Consider the following 24,539-nt stretch of genomic DNA (forward strand, 5'->3'; position numbering starts at 1 on the left):
TTCATTCCCCTGATTGCAAACTGATCAGATCAATTCGCCGCATCGAAAAAGGTTTACAACTGTTGGTGTGGACTTGCAAATGTAACGTTCCGGTCAGTCGGTCAGTCATGTTCACCGATGAGGATATTGGCAGCGGTTATCGCAGCCGGTAATTCTGCTGCTCCGTTGACAACGAAAGCAGCGCCGCTGGCCTTGAGAAGCGAAGCCCGGTCGGGACGCGGATCTGCTGGATCGACAAATCCGATTGCAGTCATGCCTGCTGCATTGGCGGCGAGGACGCCGTGCGAACTGTCGTCGATCATCACGCAATGCTCCGGCTTGACGTGGAATTGTTCAGCGCAATGCAAAAGAAGGTCTGGGGCAGGCTTGGGTCTTGCCACCATCTGGGCGCTGAACACTGCGGGATGGAAATGCTCCCACAAATCAAGCTTGCCCAAACTGCTTTTGAGGCGCTCGATGGAACTGTTTGAGGCAACGCATTTGGGCCGCCTCACGCTTTTGACCACCGCATCAATGCCCGGCATCGATGTGAGCGAACACCCAAATTCCTCATAAAGACGCGTGTGCCAGGCGGAGAAATGGGCATCGATGTCGATCATGCCCAGTTCTTCCGCACAGATCCTGCGGATAGACGGTTCTGAATGGCCGGTGAACCTGACATGCGCCTCCTCGTCCGTGATGGACATGCCGGCATTGCGCAGCATTTCGGCAAGTGTCCGGCTGGCGATAGGCTCGCTGTCAATCAGCACCCCGTCACAGTCAAAAATGATGAGAGCAATATTTTCAAGAGCATCCAAGCCTGCTGATGTTATGTCGGTCATGGCAATCATCCCTGCACGCAGGGCATTGGATGGACGGCAGGAAAGCCAGCCCGCATATCGTACGGGATAGGTCGGTGTCGTTTTGCCCTTTTGATTTCCGGCGGCATCGCTCTTTCCTCCCGGTAATGCTTCAACTTTGACGACATTCAGTCTAGGTAGGTCGAAACAGTTGTCAATAGATAATTACAGATGTAAATACATTAGATATTGAAACAGTAGAATCAGCGATTTGTGCCGTAAATTCGGAGTGCCGGTATCTTTCCGTGCGGGAGAAGCGCTGCTACACCAAGGCAGACAGGCAGAGGGTCCGCCGGGCGGGCCCGGTTGGCAAATGAGGTTCTGATGATGAACGGAAAACCGTTGTTGAACGGTCCAGCTGCGCTCGCCGAAGAACAGATGCAGATGCGCGTCGTCTGGCAATATTTCATGGAAGGTCGGACACAAGGAGAAATCGCGCAGGCCTTCTCCACCAATCGCCTGCGCATCAATAAGATTATCGCCGAGGCGCGCCGGTCGGCGCTGGTGACGATCACGTTGAACTCTCGACTGGTGTCATGCGTAGAATTGGAGCGACAGCTCGTCGCCGATTTTTCGTTGCGGCACGCCAGTATCGTGCCGACGCCCGACAATCCTGAGCTGGTGCCTGTGCTGGTGGGACAGGCGACCGCCCATTATCTCTTAGACCAGCTGAACACCACCGACATATCGGGGATCGGTGTGGGGTGGGGCGCGACATTGCGTGAGATGGTGCGTCACATGCCTAAGCTGAAACGGCCCGATGTTTCCGTCAGTTCCGTCCTCGGCGGTCTCACGCATGGCATCGAGATCAATACATTCGATATTGCGAGTGATCTGGCGCGCCAGCTCAATGCGCAATGCGCTTACCTCGCCGCGCCGATTTACGCTGGCAGCCCCCAATCTCGCGACGCCATCGTCAGTCAGGACGTGTTCGAAAGCGCTTTTGAGCGGATCAGGAAGAACGACATCATCCTTGTCAGTATCGGCGACTTGACGATGCGTTCGCTGCTAATCCGCTACGGATTGCCGAGTGACGTTTCGTTGGATGAACTGATTGCAGCTGGTGCCTGCGGCGATATCGTCGCGCAGTTTATTGACCGGAATGGTAAGCCCATCGACCATCCGATCAACCGGCGCGCCATAGCGCCGTCATTCGAGACCCTAAAAAGCGTGCCGACTGTGGTGTTCGCGTCGGGCGGGCTTAACAAGGCAGAAGCGCTTGCTGCCGCGCTGCTCTCCGGCACCGGCAATGTACTCATTTGCGACGAGGAAACCGCGCGCCGTGCTCGCCAGATTGCGCTTGATGCATTAGGTGTTTCAGGCGAGTAGCCAGATCATCTACGTTCCAAACTGCACCGTTGGACGCTATCATCTTTAGCGATAAATAGCTCTCCTTAATGCTGGCCGCTTTTCTCCAATCAGCGGAAATTTTCAATCAAGCTTGGAAATTGCCAAATGCGAGCGATTTTTGGACATCAAGGGGAAAAATAACTATCGCATCAGGCTCCAAAAGCCATGTTTTCGGCCATGCACCTTTTTCAAATTCGCAACGTAGTCATCATGCGTTTTGAACTCTGCAAACTCTTCTATCTGATGTGCCAGAGACGCACATTCCATGAGATGTCGCGCGGCGTGCTTGTAACGACTGGAGCGAGCATAATTGAGCGTAAAATCGATCATGGCACGCAGAAGGAGGGTCGCTGCCAGTGGATATTTCGCGCTTAGCACTTCTGCTGCAGGAGAAAGCAGTTCGTAACGATCGCCATCTAGTCCGGCGGCTCGGTGCGTTACCAATTTGGCTGCTTCGGCAGGAGAAGGATAGTTCAAAAAGAGTATCAATGCCTGCTGGACATCGGGATGGGTCTGAGCGTATGCAAATGCCTTTTCCTCAGCCTCCACATCGTCAAAATCCGGTAATCGGCGCACAAATTCCTTCAGCATGCCGTCATTGAGAGACTGTTCAAAGCACTGCCAGCGAAACTGTTGTGCTTCTTCACCACGACCGAGCATTTCAAGAGCGTCGGCTCGTGTCGCCTGCCAATCGTAGGGAACTTGATACCGCTCACCGATTTGTGCGTTGTCAAGGGTTCTCAAAGCTTCCTCGGCTCGCCCTGCCGAAACCATCCTCCTGCCGATCTCTGTCGCTACTGTGGGGATAATATGCGTGTGCTCGGCATGCTGAGCGATATACAGGTCCACGTCACCTAACGCGTCAGCGATTTGCTGCAAGGACACTTTTGCTGTGAAGAATGCGCTACTCGCATGGACATCGTCCCGATAAACAGGCTCGTTTGAGCTCAAACCTATCAGTTGTCTGCTTTCGTTGGTTCGTTTCGTGTCGCGTGTCTTCGTTCCGCCTTCGAATAGCTGCTGCAATTGCCGCAGCCCTTCTTCGCCAAGGGCTGGTACCATGGATGGGATCAATCTGTCGAATTGACTGTAGCCATTGTTATTCTGGAGTGCTGCATAAATTCGCCCGACAAGGCTCTCCGTGGAGATCTTGACCTGTCCAGCTATCCGTCCTGCGTCATCAATTGCCTGATGAAAGCTTTCGGTGAGCGTTCCGCTACCGTCATGTGTGCGTTCGTAAATAGAATCTCCTAACAACAAAAACTGCCATATGAGTTCGAAAGCCTCATCGGGATTCGTCGGTGCTATTTTTTCGACGATTGTTTTACGCTGGGTTTCCAGATCGGATTTGACCGTCTTGACTTTCTGCCAGTCGATCCAACTCTTGGCACGAGCGATACTGCTGAGACGTTTGCGAACCTCCCTGGCCAATTCTTCCCCGCTAGAGTTACCAGCAAGTTCCATTCGAAGACGTCGTTTGTGGTTGGCATTTCCGGTACTGATTTCGATCAGCAGTTCAGCCAGTTTCTCTACGCCGAGCGCTTCGAGATTTTTTGCATTGAGCGTCGTTTTGGATGCCATGAAATAAGCCATTCGATTAATGCATAGCTGAAATCTGAATAGCGGACTGAACAGGTTTTCACCAGCATGATTAATCTCTTCTACGGACGGGTTTCCCTCGATTGAACTTTCAACGAACTCATTCTGGCACATCGCGATGCCGTTGGGAGCCGTCCACACCAACATGGAAGAAAAGTTGGTCATCGGGTTACATTTGTTTCACAAGATTCTCGCATCGTCTCAATGTGTATCGTTGGGGCGATTGTTGAAGGGTTGCTCCGACCATTGAGCACCGCGATCCAGCCTGAAGAAGAGGCGGAGCAAAAAGCCAGTATCGTTCAGGTTTGCCGGTCAGTTTGCCAGATGAGCGGCCATGGCACCTATCGCTTAGTTTGCCACGAAGGGTCATGACAGGGGGAGCATGGCCCCGAACAAAAATGAAGATCACGCTTTGTGTCATTGCGATTCGTCGCTTTAACCCGACGGGAGGAAACTTTAAATGAAGCGCAGTTTTGCGGTCTTTATCGTTTGACGAACCGGTTGACTTCTGCAGCCTCGTCCATTTCCTTTCGCCGGAAATAGATGGCGCGCCCGCAGCGGATCGGACTGTGTCCCTGTACAATGATGATCTGCTCATCCTTGCGCATGCTTTGAGTGATTTCGTGTGGCATGATCAGCGGGCGACGTTGGAAATTGAGGTTTTCGGATTTTCGCGAGGCGGTGTTTTTCGTATCCCAGCCGGTATTTCGTGAACTGCTTTTTACCTCCACCGTCATTTCCCCGCATTGGGCCGAGACGTTTCGCGCGGTATCGAGTGCCTTGATCGCCGCATAGCTTGTAAAGGCGCATCCATCGAGCCATGACAATGCACCGTCTTTGCCAAAATGGCGTTCCAACTGGCCGACGGATTGGTACATCAGCATCATGCTGATCCCGTATTTGCGACCGCGATCACGCGCTTCTTCAAGAACGCGCATATAGCCAAGCAGGTCAACCTCATCGAGCATGAACAAGGCACGGCGCTGGAATGCACCATCCGCCTCAATCATTGCATTGATCAGCGAGCCGATGATTACACGCCCGATCCCCGGATAGGAACGCAGGATCGATGCAGGGATATTTAGAAACACATCCTTTTTGCCTGTCGCGATCTCTGCGGATTTGAAGCTATCGCCACAGACGAGGGCAGCGTAATTGTCGAGAGATAGCCATTGTGTATCCTTCGATGCAGTCGAATAGACACCTGAAAACGTCTGCTCGGTCATATTGACGAAGACGCCAAGTGTTTCACGAATGAAGGCAGATTCTGAATGCTCCTGAACCTCTCGCAGCATGGCGAGCACGGATGTCTCGGGTTCGGAAACGATCTGTCGCAGGCTGCGCAAATTGCGTCGGCCGGAAAACTCCGGCGACAGCGTGACATGTGCGAGAAGCCCAGTGAGAAGATTATGGGCCTGATCTTGAAAGTAAGAGCCGGTCGAGCTTTCGAAGCGCACACTTTCCGACAGCAACATATGAGCGATACCGACAATATCCTCTTCTTTGCTGGTTGATGTCTCAATTGCGTCAAGCACATTGAAACCTGTAACAGGGTTTGCCGGGTCAAGGATCATGGCTTCTCGCCGCAGTTTCTTCCGGCGATGTTCGATTACCATTGGTGCCACTTCGGTCGAGGGATCAAGACAGATGATCGGACCGGTGTAGCGCAGCGCTGTCGGCACGACATTACTCGTCGTCTTGTAGCCGCCTGATCCGGCAAAGAAGAGCATGTGGGTGGAATCGAAATCCTGCTTGTAGGTAAGAAGCGGTGCCTTGCCGCCGCGTCCCCATGTGGCTGGGTCGTTTGGATCGAATGGTAGTTTATGAACGAGCTCCTTGTCGACGCGATAACGTTCGCCAACGACGATTTCGCCATCTTCCGGGAATAGTTGTGCTGCAGCACGCATTGGCAGCCAGTCTGCTTCGCCGAAGGTTGCGCACCGGGCGCGCATTACCTGTTCAGGCACGACACTGGAAATGCGTGCTGATACAGCAATGGCAATAAAGCCGATGACAGCGCTGACGACCGCGATCATATCAAGGTATGACAGCGCCTGGTCCCAACTCAATGCCCGGCTTTCCACGAAGGGGGAAAGACGGGTAATTTCGCGCAATGCGTAGAAGCCAGTTATGAGCAGGAAGCAGGCAAGGCTTGCCAGAGCGATCGGTTTCCGCCGATGCAATGGCAACATCCAGACAGTCAGGAGCCCGGCAAGCGGGCCGAATATAAGGGCTGGTACAGGAGACGCCCGTAAAATCCAGTATTGCGGTTTCCCTGATAAGCCAGCGGCCAATTCCGGCCAACGCCAGTTGGTAATATAGAATGCTAAACTGGAAACAGCGACTGGCACCAGGACGAGCAATTGGCTTGGATGCGGTTTTGCGCCAGTCGTCATTGCACAGCATCCGGCTTTTCTTGCCAATGAGGATCCGATGCTTTTGTGCGGAAAGCCATTTCACCGCGATTGCGCAAGCGCTGAAACTCAGCCGTATCCGGTAAAAGTCGCGCCAGTTCCAGTAAGCCACCGAGCAGGAATGCCCGGTCTGCCGTCGACAGACCGGCACGAACGACAATTTCGCCGAGTAGGTATTTTTTGCGAAGGTCTTTCTTGCGTTTAACTGACACGAGCAGCCTCCGTCGACGCGCCAGTCCCACCATTTGTCTTTCGATGCGACGCAGCGGATGCGTCACCGATGTTCCTTTTTTTCCTTTCGCGAAATCGTGTCGTAATTTCACTAATGATTTGATCGATCTCCGTATCGGCGATGTCCATTTCCGCCAAACCGGATTTCGTGGCTGCACGTGCAAAGCGCTCGGCGGACTTTACCAGCAGTTCTTTTCTGCGTTCGTGCAGCTTCTCGATTTGCATGTCGATATCAAGAATAGAATTTTTGCCTGCCATCTATCGGGTTCCTTCCCATTTCACCGTTTTGCCTCTTGTTAATTTAACTATATACAAAAAGATAGTTAAATATGTTATAAAGCGCAATTCTATAACATATTTTGCAGCAAAATCTGGTTTAACTGTCTAAAAAATCGATGTCGATCAAAGCTCGTGTGCCGAGATACGACGTTCTTTGAAGGTCTGGAGGAGTGTCATGGCGATCATGTTCGTCAGAGCGCAGGTGATCAGCAGAGGGGCGGGGCGCAGTATTGTCTCGGCTGCTGCCTATCGCCATCGTGCACGGATGATGGACGAGCAGGCGGGAACTTCATTTAGTTATCGTAGCGGGGCTGATGAACTCAAGCATGAGGAACTGGCGCTTCCCGATGAGATTCCTAACTGGCTGACGACAGCCATTGAAGGAAAGACGGTCGCCGCGGCAAGCGAAGTTTTATGGAATGCGGTCGACGCTTTTGAGAAGCGGGTGGATGCACAGCTTGCCCGTGAACTCGTTATTGCGCTACCGGAGGAACTGACACGTGCAGAAAACATTGCGCTCGTCCGCGAATTTATCAGGGAAAATCTGACCGCAAAGGGCATGGTTGCCGACTGGGTCTATCACGACAGGGACAGCAATCCGCATATCCATCTGATGATGACGTTGAGACCGCTGACGGAACAAGGGTTTGGCAGCAAGATGGTGGCTGTATCTGGCCCCGACGGCAAGCCGTTGCGGGTGATCAAGCCCGATCGTCCGAATGGTGCTATCGTTTACTCGCGCTGGGCCGGTGACAAGGAGACGATGAAGGAGTGGAAGATTGCCTGGGCGGAAACGACCAATCGGCATTTGGCGCTTGCTGGCCATGACATTCGTCTTGACGGACGCTCATATGCCGAACAGGGGGTCGATGGAATCGCGCAAAAGCATCTTGGACCGGAGAAGGCTGCTTTGGCGCGCAAGAATATGGAGATGTATTTCGCGCCGGTCGAGCTTGTTCGCCGCCAGGAAATGGCAGATCGGCTTCTTGTGGAGCCTGAACTTCTGTTAAAGCAGCTTGAACGCGAACGTTCCACTTTCAACGAACGCGACATCGCCAGAACGTTACATCGTTATGTTGATGATCCAGCCGATTTTGCCAGTATCCGCACACGGGTGATGGCGTCCAATAATCTGGTGTTGTTAAGGCCTCAGCAAGTTGACCGGCAAACTGGTAAGGTGGCGGAACCGGCTGTCTTTACGTCGCAAGAGATCTTGCGCATAGAATTTGACATGGTTGGTTCGGCGGAGGTTTTGTCCAAGCGAACTGGATTCAGGATCACTGACAAACGAAGAGCGGCGGCGTTGGTGGCCATCGAAACGGCTGATCCTGAAAAGCCCTTCAGACTTGAGCAGGAGCAGATTGACGCTGTCCATCATGTCACCAGTGACAGCGCTATTGCCGCCATTGTTGGTCTTGCCGGAGCGGGCAAATCGACGCTTCTTTCCGCTGCACGTATTGCGTGGGAAAGCGGGCATCATCGCGTTTTGGGTGCAGCACTTGCTGGCAAGGCAGCCGAGGGATTGGAGGAAAGTTCGGGTATCAAATCGCGAACTCTTGCCGCATGGGAACTTGCCTGGGCGAACGAACGCGATCTGCTGAAACGCGGCGATGTTTTTGTCATAGAAGAGGCCGGAATGGTGCCGTCGCAGCAGATGGCCCGTCTGTTGGAGGCAGCAAAGGATGCCGGAGCAAAAGTCGTCCTTGTCGGTGACGCGATGCAGCTTCAACCAATTCAGGCCGGGGCAGCGTTCCGCGCTATTGTTGAGCGGATAGGTTCTGCAGAACTTGCTGGTGTTCGTCGCCAGCGCGAAGGATGGGCACGCGACGCCTCACATCTGTTTGCACGTGGTGAAGTCGAAAAAGGTCTTGATGCATATTTAAAGCATGGGCACCTTGTCGAGGCGCGAACCCACGACGAGATTATCGGCCGTCTGGTTTCGGATTGGGCAGATGCACGCCGCTCGTTTCTCCAGCAATCAAGGGGAGAGGAAAGTGCATTTTCATATTGTGACAAATTGCTCGTGCTTGCCCATACCAACAAGGATGTAAGGCTCCTCAACGAATCTCTTCGTGAAGAAATGAAGAAGGAAAGCGCGTTGACCGTGCCGCGGGAATTCCGAACTGATCGTGGTATGCGGGAATTTGCTGTTGGTGATCGCATCATTTTCCTTGAAAATTCCAGGTTTATTGAGACGCGAGCAACCGGGCTCGGCCCACAATATGTCAAGAATGGTCTGCTTGGTACCGTCGTTTCCACGGGCAACAGACATGATGTTCCGCTGCTTTCCGTCCGTCTCGACAACGGTCGCGACGTTATTATAAGCGAGGATAGCTATCGAAATATTGATTATGGCTATGCTGCAACCATCCATAAAGCGCAAGGAACGACTGTCGAGCGGACCTTCGTGCTTGCCACTGGCATGATGGATCAGCATCTGACCTATGTGGCGATGACGCGACATCGGGATAGGACAGATCTTTATGCAGCACGTGAGGATTTTGAGCCGAAAGCGGAATGGGGTGGGAAATCGCGTATTGACCATGCGGCTGGCGTTACTGGGGAGCTGGTTGAGGCCGGCATGGCAAAGTTCCGACCGCAGGACGATGATGTTGACGAAAGCCCTTATGCCGACGTGAAGACTGATGACGGAACTGTGCATCGGCTTTGGGGCGTCAGCTTGCCCAAGGCGTTGTCCGACGCAGGCGTATCGGAAGGCGATACTGTTCTTTTGAAAAAAGACGGTGTCGAAATCGTCAAGGTCACAATTCCTGTCCTCAACACGGAAACGGGAAAGAATACTTACGAGGAAAGGCAGGTGGAGCGAAACGTCTGGACGGCAAAGCAGATTGAAACCGCAGCCATGCGTCTTGAGCGCATTGAGCGCGAAAGCCATCGCCCGGAACTCTTTGGACAGTTGGTTGAACGTCTTGGCCGTTCAGGCGCAAAAACCACAACACTCGATTTCGAGAACGAGGCCGACTATCAGGCGCATGTTCGCGACTTTGCCCGCAGGCGCGGTATCAACACAATTTCCGGGATGGCTGCAGACATAGAAGATAAGGTGACGCGCCAGTGGTCATGGATTGTGGAAAAGCGTGAGCAGGTGGCAAAACTTTGGGAGCGAGCAAATGTCGCGCTTGGCTTTACGATCGAGCATGAGAAAAATGTCTCCTATAATGAAGAGCGATCTGAAAAGCGTGCGGCCGACAATCCCATCGAGCGGGTCTATCTTATTCCACCGACAACCCGATTTGTCCGTAGCATAGAGGAAGATGCCAGGCTTGCTCAACTCAGTTCGGATCGCTGGAAGAAGCGGGAGGTAGTCCTCCGGTCGTTTTTGGAAAAGATCTATCGTGATCCCGATAGCGCTTTGGCCACATTGAATGGACTTGCATCGGATGCCAGCGTCGAGCCGCGTCGGGTTGCCGAAAATCTGCAGCATCTTGGCCATCTGCGTGGATCGGGTCGCCTGATCGACGATCATATTGCCCGAAATGACCGCAAGGCTGCACTCAACGCACTGTCGCAACTCGCTCCCTTGGTGCGAGCCCATGCGACAGAATTCCGACGTCAGGCCGAGCGCTTCAAAAATCGCGAAGAAAAACGTCGTTCATATATGGCCTTATCAATCCCGGCACTCTCGAAGCCGGCACTGGCCCGCCTCACCGAGATTGAAAGCGTGCGAGAACACGGTGGACCGGATGCCTACAAGATTGCATTTGCTTATGCCGTCGAGGATCGTTTGTTGGTTCAGGAGGTAAAGGCAGTCAATGAGGCGCTGACGGCTCGCTTCGGCCGGACTGCTTTTACTAAAAATGTCGATGCCGTCGGCGAACGCAACATGATTGAACGCATGCCGGAGGATCTTGATTCCGATAGACGCGATAAACTGACCGATCTGTTTGGAGCCATACGCCGATTATGCGACGAACAGAAACTTGCTGAACGGCAAGACCGTTCGCAGGTGGTTGCCGCCGCTAGCGTGGAGCCGGGGAAGAAAACGAGAGCCTTGTTGCCCATGCTTGCTGCTGTGACGGAGTTCCGGCTACCAGTTGAAGATGAGGCTCGGGCGAGGGCGCGCGATGTTGCCCACTATCGTCATGATCGAGCAGCCTTGGTGGAAATAGCCAAACGCATCTGGCGTGACCCGGCTGGCGCTGTCGACCAGATCGAGGCTCTTATCTTGAAGGGGTTTCCTGGCGAGCGGATTGCTAGAGCCATCGCGAATGAACCCTCAGCCTATGGTGCAATTCGTGGATCTGATCGTATCATGGATAGACTGTTGGCAATCGGTCGCGAGCGACGAAACGCCCTTAAGGCCTTGGGGGATGCGGAAAGTAAGATCCGGTCACTTGGTTCGTCCTATAGGACAGCGCTTGAAAACCAGGTCAAATCAATCACCGAGGAACGTCGACGTATGGCTATCGTCATCCCGGGCATGTCGCCAGCCGCCGAAAATGCATTGCGTAAGCTTGCAGATGTCACGAAGACGAAGGGTGCCAAACCCAATGTTGCCGCCAACTCGCTTGATGCCGTCATCTGTCAAGAGTTTGAACGGGTTAGCCGGGCGCTTGACCTTAGATTTGGACGTGATGCGATCTTGCGTGGGGAGAAAGCGGTCATCAACCATGTCTCGTTAGCACAGCGTCCAGATTTTGAGGCAATGCGGTTCAGGTTAAAAATTCTCCAGCAAACCGTTCGCAAGCAGGCGCGCGATAAGGTAATTGTTCAGCGCCGACAGCGCAGCGTCAATCAGGTACAGAGCATCGACCGATAAACTCGACTTAACCCGGTTAATTCATAGCCAATGAGATAGTGCTCTGAGAGCGCAAGAACGCGTGTGCTTATGCACGCGTTTTCCACAGGGGGCCGTACGCCGGTTTTGAACCTTCGTGGTGATTTCCGGGTTTGAAAGTTGCGATGTAGGGTTGAAGTTTCGGGGCGTTTCGCCCCGTTTTCTATGTCGTCAACTTTGGAATACGTTCGAGCACCAGACGAAGGATATTCTGGCTCGGGCATGAGGTCGGCAGATGGAGACGGATCTGTGTCTTCATTTCGATCCCCCGCCCGGCAATCTTGATCAGGCGCAGCCGCAATGTGAACCGCACCGGGTTTGCCGGAGACCCCAACTCGTGAGAAGTAGGGTCTATGACAAGCAAAACGACGAACAAATTCTCTCCTGAAGTCCGTGCCCGCGCGGTTCGAATGGTGACGGAGCATGAATCCGAACATCCCTCCCGCTGGGCGGCGGTATCATCGATAGCGGCCAAGATCGGCTGCTCGGCGCATACGCTCCATGAATGGGTGAAGAAGGCCGAGGTCGACAGCGGCAAGCGTGCAGGTTTGCCGAGCGACGTCGCGGAGAAGATGAAGGCTTTGGAGCGGGAGAACCGCGAACTTCGTCAGGCGAATGAGATTTTACGCAAAGCCTCTGCGTATTTTGCCCAGGCGGAGCTCGACCGCCCACTGAAGCGATGATTGCTTTCATCGACGAACACCGCTCAAGGCTCGGGGTCGAGCCGATCTGCAGGCTGCTGCCGATTGCCCCGTCCACCTATTATGAGGTCGCCGCCAAGCGCACGGACGTGGATCGCCTGTCGGCCCGCGCCCGGAGCGACATGGCCATGAAGATCGAGATACGCCGTGTGTTCAACGAGAACTTCCAGGTCTATGGTGCGCGCAAGGTCTGGCGGCAGTTGCAACGAGAAGGCTTCGACATCGCCCGCTGCACCGTCGCTCGGCTTATGAGAATGATGGGGCTTCAAGGCGTCATTCGCGGCAAGCCAGTCAGAACCACTGTGCCGGACAAAGCAACTCCATGCCCGCTTGATCGCGTGAACCGACAATTCTTCGCACCCGCACCAAACATGCTGTGGCTTTCTGATTTCACGTATGTGGCCACTTGGCAGGGTTTCGTCTACGTCGCTTTCGTGATCGATGCCTTCGCTCGCCGTATCGTCGGTTGGCGGGCAAGTCGGACTGCCCATGCAGGCTTTGTGCTCGATGCTCTTGACCAGGCGCTTCATGATCGGCGGCCCGCCCATCGTGGCGGACTCATTCATCATTCCGACAGGGGCTCGCAATACGTGTCCATTCGCTATTCCGAGCGACTGGCGGAAGCAGGCATTGAGCCTTCTGTCGGAAGCGTTGGCGACAGTTACGACAACGCTCTGGCCGAAACGATCAACGGTCTTTACAAGGCCGAGGTCATCCATCGACGGGGACCGTGGCGCAACTTCGAAGCCGTGGAGTTCGCCACGCTCGAATGGGTCGATTGGTTTAACAACCGCCGCCTTCTGGAGCCCATCGGAAACATTCCGCCCGCCGAGGCCGAAGAACGATACTATGCCATGCTGGACGCGCCAGCTATGGCCGCATAACTTAAACCAAACGGTCTCCGGTAAATACGGTGCGGTTCAATGTGTCGAACTGAGCGACGGCGAAGCATGAGCGCTTCGGCATCGCGGCGCGCAAGTCCCACATCAGCCAGTAGGCACCGGCATGCAGGAAGAGGCGGAACTGGTTGGCGGTTGCTTTGGTGCAGGACGTGCGGTCGGCTGCCAGATGCGTCTTCCACGACTTGATATGGTTTTCGGCCATACCACGCCGACAGTAGATATCCTCATAGAGCATTTTCGCCCGGCCAGCTGTAAGGTTCGTTACAATGAAGCGGGTATCTGTTCCCTGAGAACCGACTTCAACGCGTGCGGTGATACGCTCAACGCGGCTCCAGCTTACCGCACCATCAAGGAATTCCGTAAACCTGCGCACGTTGTCCGGCTTGGCCGAGGTCTCGAAACGTCTGAGTCCATCCGCTTCTACATTCCCAACATGCCTGCGCAGTGTTGTGGTTGGTGCAACACCGAGGATGAAGTCAACGCCATTGGCGCGACACCAGTCAATAACCAGTGGGCTGGTGTAATGGCTGTCAGCCCGGATCAGGATACGGGTATGGGGCCAGTTATTACGGATCATCCGGACAAGGCGGCGCAGATGGGCACGGATTTCAGCGCCGCCCGGCCGTCTTGCCGGACGCAGCACCGCAGAAACAAAACGGCCATCGCCATCGAACACAACGATTGGCTGGAAGCCGTATTCATCATAATGGCCATTGAACAGTCGCAGCTGCTGGCAACCATGAACGGCATCAAAGGTATCATCGATATCGAGCACGATCCGCTTGGGTACCTGCGCATGAGGCACAGTAAAGGTCGACCATTGCCTGCCCCATGGCAAGAAGTTCGCGAACATCCGGCAGGTTCTCCAGTTGGCACAGCGTTGACTGGGAGGCCAGTGACCGGCCTGAGGGTGAACTATTCTGCGCCATCTTGAAGACCGGATCGCTGCGAAGCTGGTTGGCGTCATTGCCATCCTCATAACCAGCCGCGATCATTTGCATGCGGAAACTGATCATCGTCGAAAGACTGTGCACGACTTGATCCGGGCGGCGAGGATCCTCAATGCAGGCGGCAAGGCGTTCGCCAACCCGTAATCTCTTTTCGATCTCGGCCAGCGCCAGAACGCCACCGTCGGACGAGAGCAAACCACCATCAAACCGCGCTATAGCATTCTTGCCATCAACGGGTGACAAACCGCGTAGCGGCAGCGTATGATCCTTCATGGCGGATGGTATCTCCCGGAAATCGTATGGATCGGATTAAGCAACCAAATCCTACGCTATTTCAACCGGTTATGATACATCCGCCTGCCAGCCATGAATTTTCCGGGCTAAATGAGATGGAACAAGAATGCTTAAAACCGCGATAGTTCCTTCAGTCATATATTTATAATGGACGCATGCGCTCAAAACTGGAGGACTATGTCGCTTGTATCTGGTATTGTTGACGAATGGAGATAGACGAGGACAAAATCGATGACGTGGTTCTGGCCCTGTTGTGGCTGACGCTCCACAACGAGCGTTGCGCCTGGAAGGGTTTTGACTGGTCATCGACGGATCGGTTGCATGACAAAGGCCTGATCTGTGATCCGGTGAACAAGTCGAAGTCATTGATCTTGACGGATGAAGGTCTGCGTCGTTCAGAAGAACTGTTTCGCCAGCTTTTTACGCGGTAAACATCGGCTTTTTGCCATCGTATTAAAACCGACATTCAGGATTTGCGGCGTATTCTTCAGCCCCATTTGTAGCCAAATATCCGTGGCCGTTGGCTTTCGGTGGGGTATCGCGGCGAAGGAAACGGGGATAAACAATAATGCAGCACTCTTTGCTGCAATCATGTGAAAAGTTTGAGTTTGCAGATAGTTCATTGAATTTCGGAATCCAAAGGGACATTGCAGAACCTGTCGGGATGCAACACCTAAAAATTTTAACCGATTGCGACGCATATCCGGTGTGAAACATTTGTCGGATTGGGGGAAATGTCCATTTCCCAGTTTATCATTTATTTATATTTCCTGGATCTTACAGGGCAGCTAGGGAGCCATTATTGGGTGTTCCAAATGTGGTGAACGCTGCCTCCGTGTAGTAGGATCCAGATGCCGTGGTAGGTGAGGATATCCTCAGCTTCAATCCGGAAGTGAACGCCAGCGTCAGTTGTTCTCACAACCAGGAAAGCATTCCCAAAATCCAGGGTTCGTATATTTTTTCTTGTCGAAGTATGCTGGATGTAGGTACCAGTTTCCTCGCTGAATTGTTCTTCAACCTCTTTAGCATGCGGATGAGGAATGAACATTTCATCGATATGTTTATATATTCGATCTCTCATTTTGGAGGCCTTTTGGTTCGTTTCATTCCAATCGGTGTAAGTCTCCAATGCGTCCAAAGATAAAAATGTGTGCCAACTTAAAAGTTCTGTGCAGCCGAGCATTTGTCAGCGATCAATATCTTGCGATCAATGCCCAGATGGTATGAACCCAATTGGAGTTTACGCAGCGCTACGAGACAATGCGAAAGCTGGAGCGGCGCGCTAGGGCAAGCCGTCCTGCATGATATTGCTTATGATGTTGCGAACGGTGTTACAAAAACATTCGATGTGATTAGATTGATGGCTGGCTGTTATCGACACGCGCAGCCCCGCCGCGCCTCTCGCTACCGTCGGAAAAAATATAGCCGAAGCGTAGAAGCCGTGCTTCAATAGTTCCTGGGCGCATGCGATGGACGTCATTTCGTCGCCTATTGGAATAGTGCGGATAGGCATCGATGAACCGGTTTGCGCTGTTTCCAAAAGTCTGTCGAAAAGCGCTATATTTTCGCAAAGTGCGATCTGTCGTTGTTTTAGTTCCGGCGATCGGTGGATCTCGGCGGATGCCAGGGCGGCGCCAATTGCTGCAGTGTTCATGGATGCCGAAAATGCGTGTGCAATCGCAAAGCGGCGAAACAAGCTTTCCTGTATTCCGGTTCCAAGCATCAACAAGCCACCAGATGCTCCAAAGCCCTTACCCAATGAAGTAGCGATAATCGTTCGATTTCCGAGATCCCCAAATTGGGATCTCGCATAGCCTTGGCCATTCTCTCCGAATATTGAAACCCCATGCGCATCATCGATGTATAGAAATAGGCCAAATTTCTCCTGTAATCGCTTCAGTTCATTTATTCGTGCGTGTCCTCCCATCGAATAAACGCCGTCACAGACGTAGACTACCTTCCCGTTTTCCTTGCATATGTCTTCAAGTGCTCCGTAATCATTGTGGGGAATTGTTCGTACGGAAGTTTCGTTTGCGATGACGGCTTTGTGATAAGCAAGTGTTGCATGTGCAAAACGGTCAAAGACCATGACTGGCTTTACACCTCCAGTCAGATGCCCTGATGCGATAAGTGGAAGTGCGCTCATATTGGCAGCTAGAACGGTCGTGTAAGTTATGGCACGGGCCTTGAATAGATCAGAGAGGCTCTCTTCCAGTCGGTAAAGGTCAGCGAAGTTCAACCTTGTCCGCGCACATGACCAGTGCAAGCTGCCGTTTTGGCGGATTCCATCAATAGCTCCAGCAATGATACGAGGATGATTATCCAATCCGAGGTAAGAACATCTGACGAAATCGACGATCGGGTCTTCTTGGCCTTTCAACAAGACCTGTCGTCCCGGGTATGGGGTTGCATACAGCGCCATAACCCCCTGAAGGTGGGCTGCGTCGAAATGGGAGACAGCGGTATCGATGACTTTGGTTGTATTGCGCGCTTCGGCCTTTGAATAGTGCGGAAGCGATTCATTCGAACTCTTTGGCATCACATCCTCCATCGTGGTGCCAACATTTGAGTTTTTGTTTATGTGCAATGCAACAAAGTATTTATGAAGACTTTTTATGAAGTATTAAAAAAATCTTTATTTTTATAAAGTGCAAAGTTATTGGGAATAATCAAATGCGTAGCCTGTCGTATGTACTGTACGTATCATATTTTTACCGGTCAGTTTCCGCAGTCGACGCCGCAGATTGCCGACGTGAACGTCTACGGTGCGGGGTTGGACATAATGATGCGGTGGCCAGCCCATTTTTATAATCTGTTCTCGCTTCATCACCTGACCGGGCGCATCGACAAATCCTTGCAGAATGCGGAATTCGATCGGGGGTAGCTGTACTTCAACTTCTCCGTGTCTCAGTGTTCTTTCCTCAGGGCTCATGTCCAGGTTACCAAAGGTATTCTTACGAGGAGGTAATGTTGATGAGGTTGTGTTTGTCGAGACAGGCCGCCGATCTTGCAAGAAGGATAAAACTCGTTCGGGAGTGAATGGATGCGGAAAGCACTCGTCAAATCCAGACTTCAAAAAATCTAGGAAAGTCAGCTCGTTGCATGGATGAAGCAGGGCGACAAGAATTATCGATTCGGTCATGGAATTACGTTTAATTGAGGCGCAAAGTTCAAAAATCGGATCTGTGTTTTCACTTGTGTCAAATAATATAGCGTATGGAATCGTCTCAAGGGACAAATCTGTGGAGAAGGGGAGTTGCAACAGGTTTGGGTTGTACCCCGCGACGCTGAGAATATGCCCCAATATAAGGTATGTTTGGGGATCCTGTGTGCAGATTGATACGTTAATATTCAAGGCAGGGGTCTCCGTCGGAATGAATGTTGCGTCAAAAAGATACACTCAATGGAGTAATTTTAATAAAAAAATCATAAGCGTCAATAAATATCATTTTTAGAATATGATTACTTGGTATGAAAGCAAAATATGTGATATCAAAAAAATATTGGGTGTGGGTAGCTAACATTGTAGCCTGAATATCTCGAGGAAGCCTGCTTCTGGGTATCCGTGGATGAAGCTCGAGATGCGCAAAGTAAACGGAAAATCGGGCTCTGCCGAGTTCATCCGATGCTTTGCATTTGTGCGGGGAACATCGGCGGCAACTTTGTTGATCGAGTTTGGATACCATCCGACGACAGCGAGCAGGTGGGCTGATACAGGCTGGTGGACCAATTTTTTTATGGCTTGTAAATTGAAACGCCCTGATCGGTTCGTTCGTCAATTGTTTATCCTGAGCGGCCCACCTCGCGCCTGGAAATGGAAACTGTGATAACATTTTAAGCACCCAAACCAGTGCCCTACTATTTGATCGTGTCCCAGGGCGTGGTGTAGCAGGGCAGCGGTGGTCACCAGTGTTTTCCGGTAGGGTCGGGTTGTTCAAGACCAACCTGAAGGATACCACCGATGACCGACGACATGATGAACCTGCGCTCACTCGTTGAGAAGAGCGCCGACGCCGATCTGCTGCGCGAGATGATCGGCTTCGCTGCCGAGAAGTTGATGATGCTGGAGGTCGGCACGAAGACCGGCGCGGGCTATGGCGAGAAGAATGGCTTCCGGCTTGCCCAGCGCAACGGCTATCGCGACCGGGACTGGGAGACACGGGCGGGGACCGTAGAACTGCGCATTCCGAAGCTGCGCACCGGCAGTTATTTCCCGAGCTTCCTTGAGCCGCGCCGCATGGCGGAGAAGGCCCTGACGGCGGTGATTCAGGAAGCCTATATCCAGGGTGTCTCGACCCGCTCCGTCGATGACCTGGTCAAGGCCATGGGCATGAGCGGCATCTCCAAGAGCCAGGTGTCTCGGCTCTGCGAGGAGATCGACGAGAAGGTGAAGGCCTTTCTCGAGAGGCCCATCGAAGGTGAATGGCCCTACATCTGGATCGACGCCACTTACCTGAAAGTCCGACGCGGCGGTCGTATTGTCTCTGTCGCAGTCATCATCGCGGTGGCCGTGAACACAGACGGTCGACGCGAGGTGCTCGGCATGGAGATCGGCACATCCGAGGCCGAGGCGATCTGGACTGAGTTTCTTCGAAAGCTGACCAGACGGGGCCTGCGCGGCGTCAAGCTCGTCGTCTCCGACGCTCATGAAGGCATAAAAGCCGCCGTCTCCAAGGTTCTCTCGGCCACCTGGCAGCGCTGCAGGGTCCACTTCATGCGCAATGCCTTGGCCCATGCCGGAAAGAGCGGACGGCGTGTCGTGTCCGCCTTCATCGCCACCGCATTCGCCCAGGACACGCCAGAGGCCGCCAGCCAGCAATGGCGCAACGTCGCCGATCAGATCAGGCCGAAGGTGCCAAAGCTTGCAACTCTCATGGACAGCGCCGAGCAGGACGTGCTCGCCTACATGACCTTTCCCAGGCAGCACTGGACCAAGCTTCACAGCACAAACCCCATCGAACGTCTCAACGGTGAGATCAAACGACGCACAGAGGTCGTCGGCATCTTTCCCAACGATGACGCAATCGTCAGACTCGTCGGGGCGTTGCTGCTCGAACAAAATGACGAGTGGGCCGTCCAGCGGTCCCGCTACATGACACTTGAGACAATCGCCACGATGAGCGATGATCCGCTCATCAGCCTGCCAGCGGCAAGCTGACACGTTCCCGGCTCTGTCCGGAAGGCACGGCGAGCGCCGAAGCTACACCACCTCTTGGGACACGATCGCCTATTTTCTTTTCGTCTTATTGGTTTTGTCATCGAGACAAGAAACAACGAGAGCGTGCGATTTTTTGGGTGCTTATTATTGTGAATTTCACCCCCGAACCCACAGATTCCATTTTTGCAGTAACATTCTGGCATTCTCGTTTATCCATTTAGCATCAGGAATGACGACGCTGTCTTGCACCTGTTCGGCCGTCGGCATGAAGCGCTTTGTTTCGGCGGACATCATAGCGATCGCTTCTGTACTTGGTGGTGTACAGGCCAAGACATCGCAAGCTTTTGCCTGGGCGATCGGATTGTCGAGCCAAAAAGCTATCAGTTTGAGTGCATTTTCACGATTGGGGGCTCCTTTAATGAGGGCAATGCGATCGCCTACAAGAAAAGATGCGTCATAAGACCAGCCGATAGGAAGACCTTCAATTTGCATAGCCCTCGCACGGGTAAGCCAAATCTGTCCCAATGCATATTCATTATTGCGGAAACCTTGAACACTTTGGTCGCCGCTTTTCCACCACAACGAAACTGAGGGACGAATTTCATCTAGTTTTTTGAATGCCCGCTCGACGTCAAGGGGAAAAAGTTCGTCCCGTTTTACACCGTCAGCAAGCAGCGCAGCAGCCAATACACGCCAGGGATCGTCAAAATTCGGGAACGCCCGGCCTCCGGGAAACTCGGCAGTATTCCACATATCCGCCCATGTCTGCGGTTCCCGTTGGCCTTCCTTTTCTTTCCGGTAGACGAGCAACGTTGCGGTCGACTGGAGCAAAGCACCGCCCGGCGCACACGCATTCTCGGGCAAATCAGGCCGGTCAGCGAATGCTTTACAAAACTCGCTCAGATCTTCGGTTACAAGTCGATGAGCCTCGGATTCCGACTGGATTTCTCCATCAAGATAAAGATCCCAGGAAACGTTTCCGGCCTTGACCATTGCTGAGGCCTTAGCGCGCATTTCTGAATTGGTGGCGGAGACAATTTTTACGCGAATCCCCGTCTGTTTGGTAAACGGATCGAACCAGGCTTCCTTCAAAGCGCGATCATAAGCGCCTCCTGTTGATGCGATGATAACATCGCTTGCGTGAGCGATGTCGGCATATAAGGCCGCCCCCAGGGTCACCGCCAAAACCAACGAATTGCGAGCAATATCTTTAACGCTTTGATATTTCATGATGATTTCCCCACTTCTCAGTGTTGCTTGGATCGTGAAAGCACGAAGGAAAGTGCAATCAGGCACATTGACACCAAAACGATGACCGTCGAGGCGGCTGCGATGGTTGGTGTCAGATTGAAATCAATGTCTTCGAATATTTTTCTACCGATCGTCTTGCCGTTGATATCCGAAATGAAGAACGCCACCGTGGCTTCATCGAAAGAGGCCAGAAAGGCGAATACAAATCCAGAGCCGATACCTGGGGCGATAATGGGCAGAGTTACATGGAAGAACGCCCTGCCTCGTCCCGCACCGCAATTGAGAGCCGCAAGTTCTAATGCTGGATCGAAGCGCTGCAACGCAGCGACAACAGTAATCATTACGAATGGAACCGACAAAACTGTATGGCTGAGGAGAAAGCCCGAAAAGGTTCCCGTCAGTTGATGCGGTGCAAAAACCAGGTAGAGGGCGACACCCAGAACAATATGCGGAACAATCATCGGGCCGATCGTCAGTACCTGGAACACCCCTTTGAAGGGGAGCTCACCTCTAACGAAAGCGAGGGCTGCCATGGTTCCCACAACGGTGGAAGTTAGGGCTGTCGCCAAGGCTATTTTCAGGCTGAACCATGTTGACGCCATCCAGTCAGCATCGCTGAAATATGCAGCGTACCATCTCAACGACAAACCCTGCGGCGGGAATTGCAGATAATCTGTCCGGCTGAACGACATTGGAATGATGATTAAGGTGGGTAGAATGAGAAATAACAATATGACGCCCACGAAGAAGGTTGCGAGCAGTTTCCAGGCGACATTGCCCATGCGCCTTCCTGTCAGTGGCATCCTTGAAATCCTGATTTCTGGCTTCGAGCCGATTGTAGAGAATTGATCAATGGACACTGCCAAACCCCTTGTTGAGTGCTAATACTCGTCGGAAGCACGCGACAAAGATAATCGTCATGCAAAGCAGTACGGTTGAAAGGGCAGCTGCGAATGGCCAATCGAGCGTCACAGTGGTTTCTTGTCCAATAAGCGTTGCCATCAACATGGAATCCGGCCCTCCGACCAAAGCGGGTGTTATGTAAAAGCCAAGCGATAAAACGAAGCACAGTGTGGCGCCGGCAAATATCCCGGGAAGGCACAAAGGAAATGTGACGATGAAGAAAGCCTTCCAAGGATTTGCGCCTAGGTTTAGAGCAGCCCGATCAAGGTCCTTGGGTATAGCTTTGAGCGCAGCATAGATGGGCAGTACAACGAAAGGCATGAGAACATGTGCCATCGCCAGTGTAACCGCGCCTTGCGTGTAAAGAAGCTTGAGAGGTTGGTCAGTTAAACCGGCGGCGCTGAGAAATCCGTTCACGATCCCATTCCGCTGCAACAGGACAATCCAGGCATAGGAGCGAACAAGAACCGAAGTCCAGAGCGGAATGAAGACGCAAATCGCCGCTATAATCCCTGCAAGCTTTCCTGCTCTTGCCATGACCAGGGCGACAGGAAAGCCGAGCACGCAGCCAATGGCGGTTACAGCGACCGCAACGCCAACCGTGGAAGCCAGGACATCGAGATAAAGACGCCCCTCCATGATGCGTGCATAGCTTATCGCATCGTCTGAAAAACTCAGAACAATAAGCTTGCCTATCGGATACAAAAAGCCGAATGCCAACAGGGATAGCAAAGGCAGAACCAGCAACCATGACATTAATGGAGGGTACTTGCGTGCGGATTTTCCGTTTAAAAATGCACCAAAGTTCGAAGGTGAAGAAATCATGCTGCCAGCCTCTTCTCAAGGTCGAAAGTAAGAAGTGTGAGGGCGTCGAAATTCACTCCAACACGGCTATTCCTTCCGGGCACTGGCGAAGATGCCGCCGCAGGTAACTGAACACGCAGTTCGATATCTGGAAAAGCTTCAAGCCGGACCAGGACAACCGTGCTTGAACCGATGAAGACGGAAGCCTCGACTGTACCGGACAGCTGCCCCTTTTTAAGATCGGTAGAGATACGAATATTTTCCGGCCGCATGGCCAGCCTGATTTCGGAACCGATAGATTTTTCAGCTAGTTGGGGATGAAGTCGTGCATCGACTTCAACGACGACACCTTCTGAGATTTCCAGAATGCACTTACCGTTTTCTCGGCCGCGATAAGTTGTCGGAATAAAATTGATAGAGCCAATAAAATCGGCAACGAATGTCCCGTTGGGTTCCCTATAAAGCTCTGACGGAGTGCCAATCTGCTGCACGCGACCGTCGTGCATTACCACGATGCGGTCGGACATTGTCAGCGCTTCTTCCTGATCATGAGTGACATAGATGACTGTTGCTCCGAGATTCTCCTGTATGCGCTTGATCTCAAACTGCATTGCCTCTCGTAATTTCTTGTCGAGGGCACCCAGTGGCTCATCCATCAGAATGACTGGCGGAGAGAAAACTAATGCGCGAGCGACCGCCACGCGCTGCTGTTGTCCACCAGACAACTGGTTTGGATAACGATCGGCGAAGTCATCGAGACGGATCAGTTCAAGCATTTCATCGACGCGGGACTGGATATCTTTCTTCGAACCCAGTCGGCGCATTTTCAGTGGAAACGCAATGTTCTGCCGCACCGTAAGATGGGGAAACAGCGCATACTTCTGAAACACCATGCCAATATTACGTCGATTGGGTGGTAGCGCGGTTATATCGGTGCCACCAATAAGAATTCTGCCTTTCGTTGGATGTTCGAAGCCAGCGATCATGGTGAGCAGAGTCGTTTTGCCTGAACCGGATGGTCCAATTATAGAAACGAATTCGCCTGCCCGGATGTCAAGCGTAGCTTCGTGGACGGCCCAGGTTTCGCCAAATCTTTTCTGAACTGCGGCGAGCATTAATTTCTGACCGATCAAATTTTCCTCCTCCGAAAACCATGTTGAAATCTGTGCGTAGCGCCTTCAGTGCATGATGCCAGAAAGGCAAGGTGTGGGTCGCACGCAGAGGCGAACTTGATTGGCAACTGCGTGACTCCATAAGTGGGTGGTGCTAGAACCTTAAATGACGCGACAAAATCTTTACAAAAACTTTACATAGATGTTTTGTTGCATCAAAATTTAAATGTGTCAACAGAGATTGAGGCTTAAATGAGCGCAGGGAAAGTGCAGGACATAACGAATGAGGGGCAGGCTCCGGGGCTTGGAGATGTCGCTTATCGGGAAATGAAAGAGCGCTTGATACGGGGGGAGTATAAGCCTGGTAAAAAGCTTACCGTCCGTGCCGTGGCCGAAGATCTCGGATTTAGTTCCACGCCTGCGCGGGATGCAATCAACCGTCTTGCTGGTGAGGGTGCGCTGGTCTATTCGGGACCGAAAACTGTAATCGTACCGGTCTTGAATGAAGACAGTTTGCGTGAGATTACGCTAATTCGCCTCGCTCTTGAAGGTCTAGCGGCGCAGCTGGCGGCGAACTCAGCGACCGTTGAAGATATTGAAAGACTTCAAGATATTCAAAATTATATCAACGATGCGCTGGATCAGCGCGATTACGAGACGGCTTTACGGTATAACAAAGATTTCCATTTTCATGTTTATGGAATGGCCGGGCTGCCGCGGCTTTTGTCAATGATTGAGGGGGCCTGGCTTAGGGTTGGCCCATCTCTTTATGATCTGTACCCAGAGTTTGCCGAAGAGAAATATGGTGTGCGCAATCACCAACTGGCAATCGAGGCGCTTGAAGAAAAGGATGGCGCATCCTTGCGTGCTGCTTTCGAAAGCGACATTCGGGATGGATATCGGCGCTTGCGCCAGGCGGCGCGAGTGCGCTCCGAAACAAGATAGATTTTTGTT

General features: G+C 52.6%; 18 protein-coding genes, 2 pseudogenes and 1 other annotated feature. Of the genes and pseudogenes, 6 read left to right on the plus strand and 14 right to left on the minus strand.

Annotation, left to right across the window (positions count from 1 at the left end; translation table 11 throughout):
* Nucleotides 1–101 precede the first annotated feature (101 nt).
* Complete coding sequence (locus F9K91_RS03780; RefSeq protein WP_109986281.1) at nucleotides 102–821, minus strand: HAD family hydrolase; 720 nt, start codon at nucleotides 819–821, stop codon at nucleotides 102–104.
* A gap of 345 nt (nucleotides 822–1,166) precedes the next feature.
* Here F9K91_RS03780 and F9K91_RS03785 point away from each other — a divergent pair, with 345 nt between their 5' ends.
* The gene (locus F9K91_RS03785; RefSeq protein ID WP_109986282.1) at nucleotides 1,167–2,168 is read left to right on the plus strand and encodes a sugar-binding transcriptional regulator; all 1,002 of its coding nucleotides are present in this window, start codon (nucleotides 1,167–1,169) and stop codon (nucleotides 2,166–2,168) included.
* A gap of 162 nt (nucleotides 2,169–2,330) precedes the next feature.
* Here the strand turns inward: F9K91_RS03785 and F9K91_RS03790 are convergent, their stop codons facing one another.
* From F9K91_RS03790 to F9K91_RS03805, 4 genes are all read right to left on the minus strand, one after another.
* On the minus strand, nucleotides 2,331–3,770 hold the full coding sequence (locus F9K91_RS03790) for a DUF6880 family protein (RefSeq protein ID WP_151677270.1): 1,440 nt from the start codon (nucleotides 3,768–3,770) through the stop codon (nucleotides 2,331–2,333).
* Nucleotides 3,771–4,270: 500 nt separating this feature from the next.
* The gene (traG, locus tag F9K91_RS03795) at nucleotides 4,271–6,184 is read right to left on the minus strand and encodes a Ti-type conjugative transfer system protein TraG (protein WP_151677205.1); all 1,914 of its coding nucleotides are present in this window, start codon (nucleotides 6,182–6,184) and stop codon (nucleotides 4,271–4,273) included.
* Nucleotides 6,181–6,414 (minus strand): conjugal transfer protein TraD, encoded by a 234-nt coding sequence (locus tag F9K91_RS03800; RefSeq protein ID WP_151677206.1) that lies wholly within the window; start codon nucleotides 6,412–6,414, stop codon nucleotides 6,181–6,183. Before F9K91_RS03800 ends, traG begins: the two co-directional genes overlap by 4 nt.
* Nucleotides 6,404–6,691: a TraC family protein gene (locus F9K91_RS03805; protein WP_151554197.1), complete on the minus strand. Its 288-nt coding sequence runs from the start codon at nucleotides 6,689–6,691 to the stop codon at nucleotides 6,404–6,406. Before F9K91_RS03805 ends, F9K91_RS03800 begins: the two co-directional genes overlap by 11 nt.
* Before the next feature lie 196 nt (nucleotides 6,692–6,887).
* Here F9K91_RS03805 and traA point away from each other — a divergent pair, with 196 nt between their 5' ends.
* Nucleotides 6,888–11,492 (plus strand): Ti-type conjugative transfer relaxase TraA, encoded by a 4,605-nt coding sequence (gene traA / locus F9K91_RS03810; RefSeq protein WP_151677207.1) that lies wholly within the window; start codon nucleotides 6,888–6,890, stop codon nucleotides 11,490–11,492.
* 181 nt (nucleotides 11,493–11,673) lie between these two features.
* Here the strand turns inward: traA and F9K91_RS03815 are convergent.
* Nucleotides 11,674–11,814 (minus strand): annotated as a pseudogene (locus F9K91_RS03815) (transposase); the annotation flags it as partial.
* 49 nt (nucleotides 11,815–11,863) lie between these two features.
* Between F9K91_RS03815 and F9K91_RS03820 the strand changes: the two are divergent.
* Nucleotides 11,864–13,095 (plus strand): IS3 family transposase gene (locus tag F9K91_RS03820; protein ID WP_151677208.1). Its coding sequence is split into 2 segments (ribosomal slippage): nucleotides 11,864–12,155 and nucleotides 12,155–13,095, totalling 1,233 coding nucleotides; the frame shifts between segments, so codons are not numbered across the junction.
* Nucleotides 12,148–12,264, plus strand: a sequence feature (AL1L pseudoknot). It overlaps the preceding gene by 117 nt.
* 37 nt (nucleotides 13,096–13,132) lie before the next feature.
* Here the strand turns inward: F9K91_RS03820 and F9K91_RS03825 are convergent.
* Nucleotides 13,133–14,336 (minus strand): annotated as a pseudogene (locus F9K91_RS03825) (IS1380 family transposase); the annotation flags it as partial.
* Nucleotides 14,337–14,563: 227 nt separating this feature from the next.
* Here F9K91_RS03825 and F9K91_RS03830 point away from each other — a divergent pair.
* Complete coding sequence (locus tag F9K91_RS03830; protein ID WP_151677209.1) at nucleotides 14,564–14,788, plus strand: DUF6429 family protein; 225 nt, start codon at nucleotides 14,564–14,566, stop codon at nucleotides 14,786–14,788.
* On the opposite strand, the gene F9K91_RS03835 is transcribed toward F9K91_RS03830, so the two are convergent.
* The 3 genes from F9K91_RS03835 to F9K91_RS03845 form a co-directional block, all read right to left on the minus strand.
* On the minus strand, nucleotides 14,753–14,980 hold the full coding sequence (locus tag F9K91_RS03835) for a hypothetical protein (protein WP_151677210.1): 228 nt from the start codon (nucleotides 14,978–14,980) through the stop codon (nucleotides 14,753–14,755). The two genes, F9K91_RS03830 and F9K91_RS03835, sit on opposite strands and share 36 nt — an antisense overlap.
* A gap of 659 nt (nucleotides 14,981–15,639) precedes the next feature.
* Nucleotides 15,640–16,908 (minus strand): aminotransferase class I/II-fold pyridoxal phosphate-dependent enzyme, encoded by a 1,269-nt coding sequence (locus tag F9K91_RS03840; protein WP_151677211.1) that lies wholly within the window; start codon nucleotides 16,906–16,908, stop codon nucleotides 15,640–15,642.
* A gap of 105 nt (nucleotides 16,909–17,013) precedes the next feature.
* The gene (locus tag F9K91_RS03845) at nucleotides 17,014–17,712 is read right to left on the minus strand and encodes a winged helix-turn-helix transcriptional regulator (RefSeq protein WP_235912765.1); all 699 of its coding nucleotides are present in this window, start codon (nucleotides 17,710–17,712) and stop codon (nucleotides 17,014–17,016) included.
* A 606-nt stretch (nucleotides 17,713–18,318) separates the two neighbouring features.
* On the opposite strand from F9K91_RS03845, the gene F9K91_RS03850 reads away from it, so the two are divergent.
* Nucleotides 18,319–19,515 (plus strand): IS256 family transposase, encoded by a 1,197-nt coding sequence (locus F9K91_RS03850; protein ID WP_151677213.1) that lies wholly within the window; start codon nucleotides 18,319–18,321, stop codon nucleotides 19,513–19,515.
* A gap of 156 nt (nucleotides 19,516–19,671) precedes the next feature.
* Here the strand turns inward: F9K91_RS03850 and F9K91_RS03855 are convergent, their stop codons facing one another.
* From F9K91_RS03855 to F9K91_RS03870, 4 genes are all read right to left on the minus strand, one after another.
* Complete coding sequence (locus tag F9K91_RS03855) at nucleotides 19,672–20,745, minus strand: ABC transporter substrate-binding protein (RefSeq protein ID WP_151677215.1); 1,074 nt, start codon at nucleotides 20,743–20,745, stop codon at nucleotides 19,672–19,674.
* Nucleotides 20,746–20,762: 17 nt separating this feature from the next.
* Complete coding sequence (locus F9K91_RS03860) at nucleotides 20,763–21,548, minus strand: ABC transporter permease (protein ID WP_151677217.1); 786 nt, start codon at nucleotides 21,546–21,548, stop codon at nucleotides 20,763–20,765.
* Nucleotides 21,549–21,615: 67 nt separating this feature from the next.
* Nucleotides 21,616–22,494, minus strand: coding sequence for an ABC transporter permease (locus tag F9K91_RS03865; RefSeq protein ID WP_151677218.1), 879 nt, complete (start codon nucleotides 22,492–22,494; stop codon nucleotides 21,616–21,618).
* Nucleotides 22,491–23,606 carry an ABC transporter ATP-binding protein gene (locus F9K91_RS03870; protein ID WP_151677220.1) on the minus strand — a complete coding sequence of 372 codons (1,116 nt, stop codon included), beginning with the start codon at nucleotides 23,604–23,606 and terminating at the stop codon, nucleotides 22,491–22,493. The genes F9K91_RS03865 and F9K91_RS03870 overlap by 4 nt, the downstream gene beginning before the upstream one ends.
* Before the next feature lie 231 nt (nucleotides 23,607–23,837).
* On the opposite strand from F9K91_RS03870, the gene F9K91_RS03875 reads away from it, so the two are divergent.
* Complete coding sequence (locus tag F9K91_RS03875; protein ID WP_151677221.1) at nucleotides 23,838–24,530, plus strand: GntR family transcriptional regulator; 693 nt, start codon at nucleotides 23,838–23,840, stop codon at nucleotides 24,528–24,530.
* The last annotated feature ends 9 nt before the right edge of the window (nucleotides 24,531–24,539 follow it).

The organism is Brucella tritici (genome assembly GCF_008932295.1).
GTDB classification, from domain to species: domain Bacteria; phylum Pseudomonadota; class Alphaproteobacteria; order Rhizobiales; family Rhizobiaceae; genus Brucella; species Brucella tritici.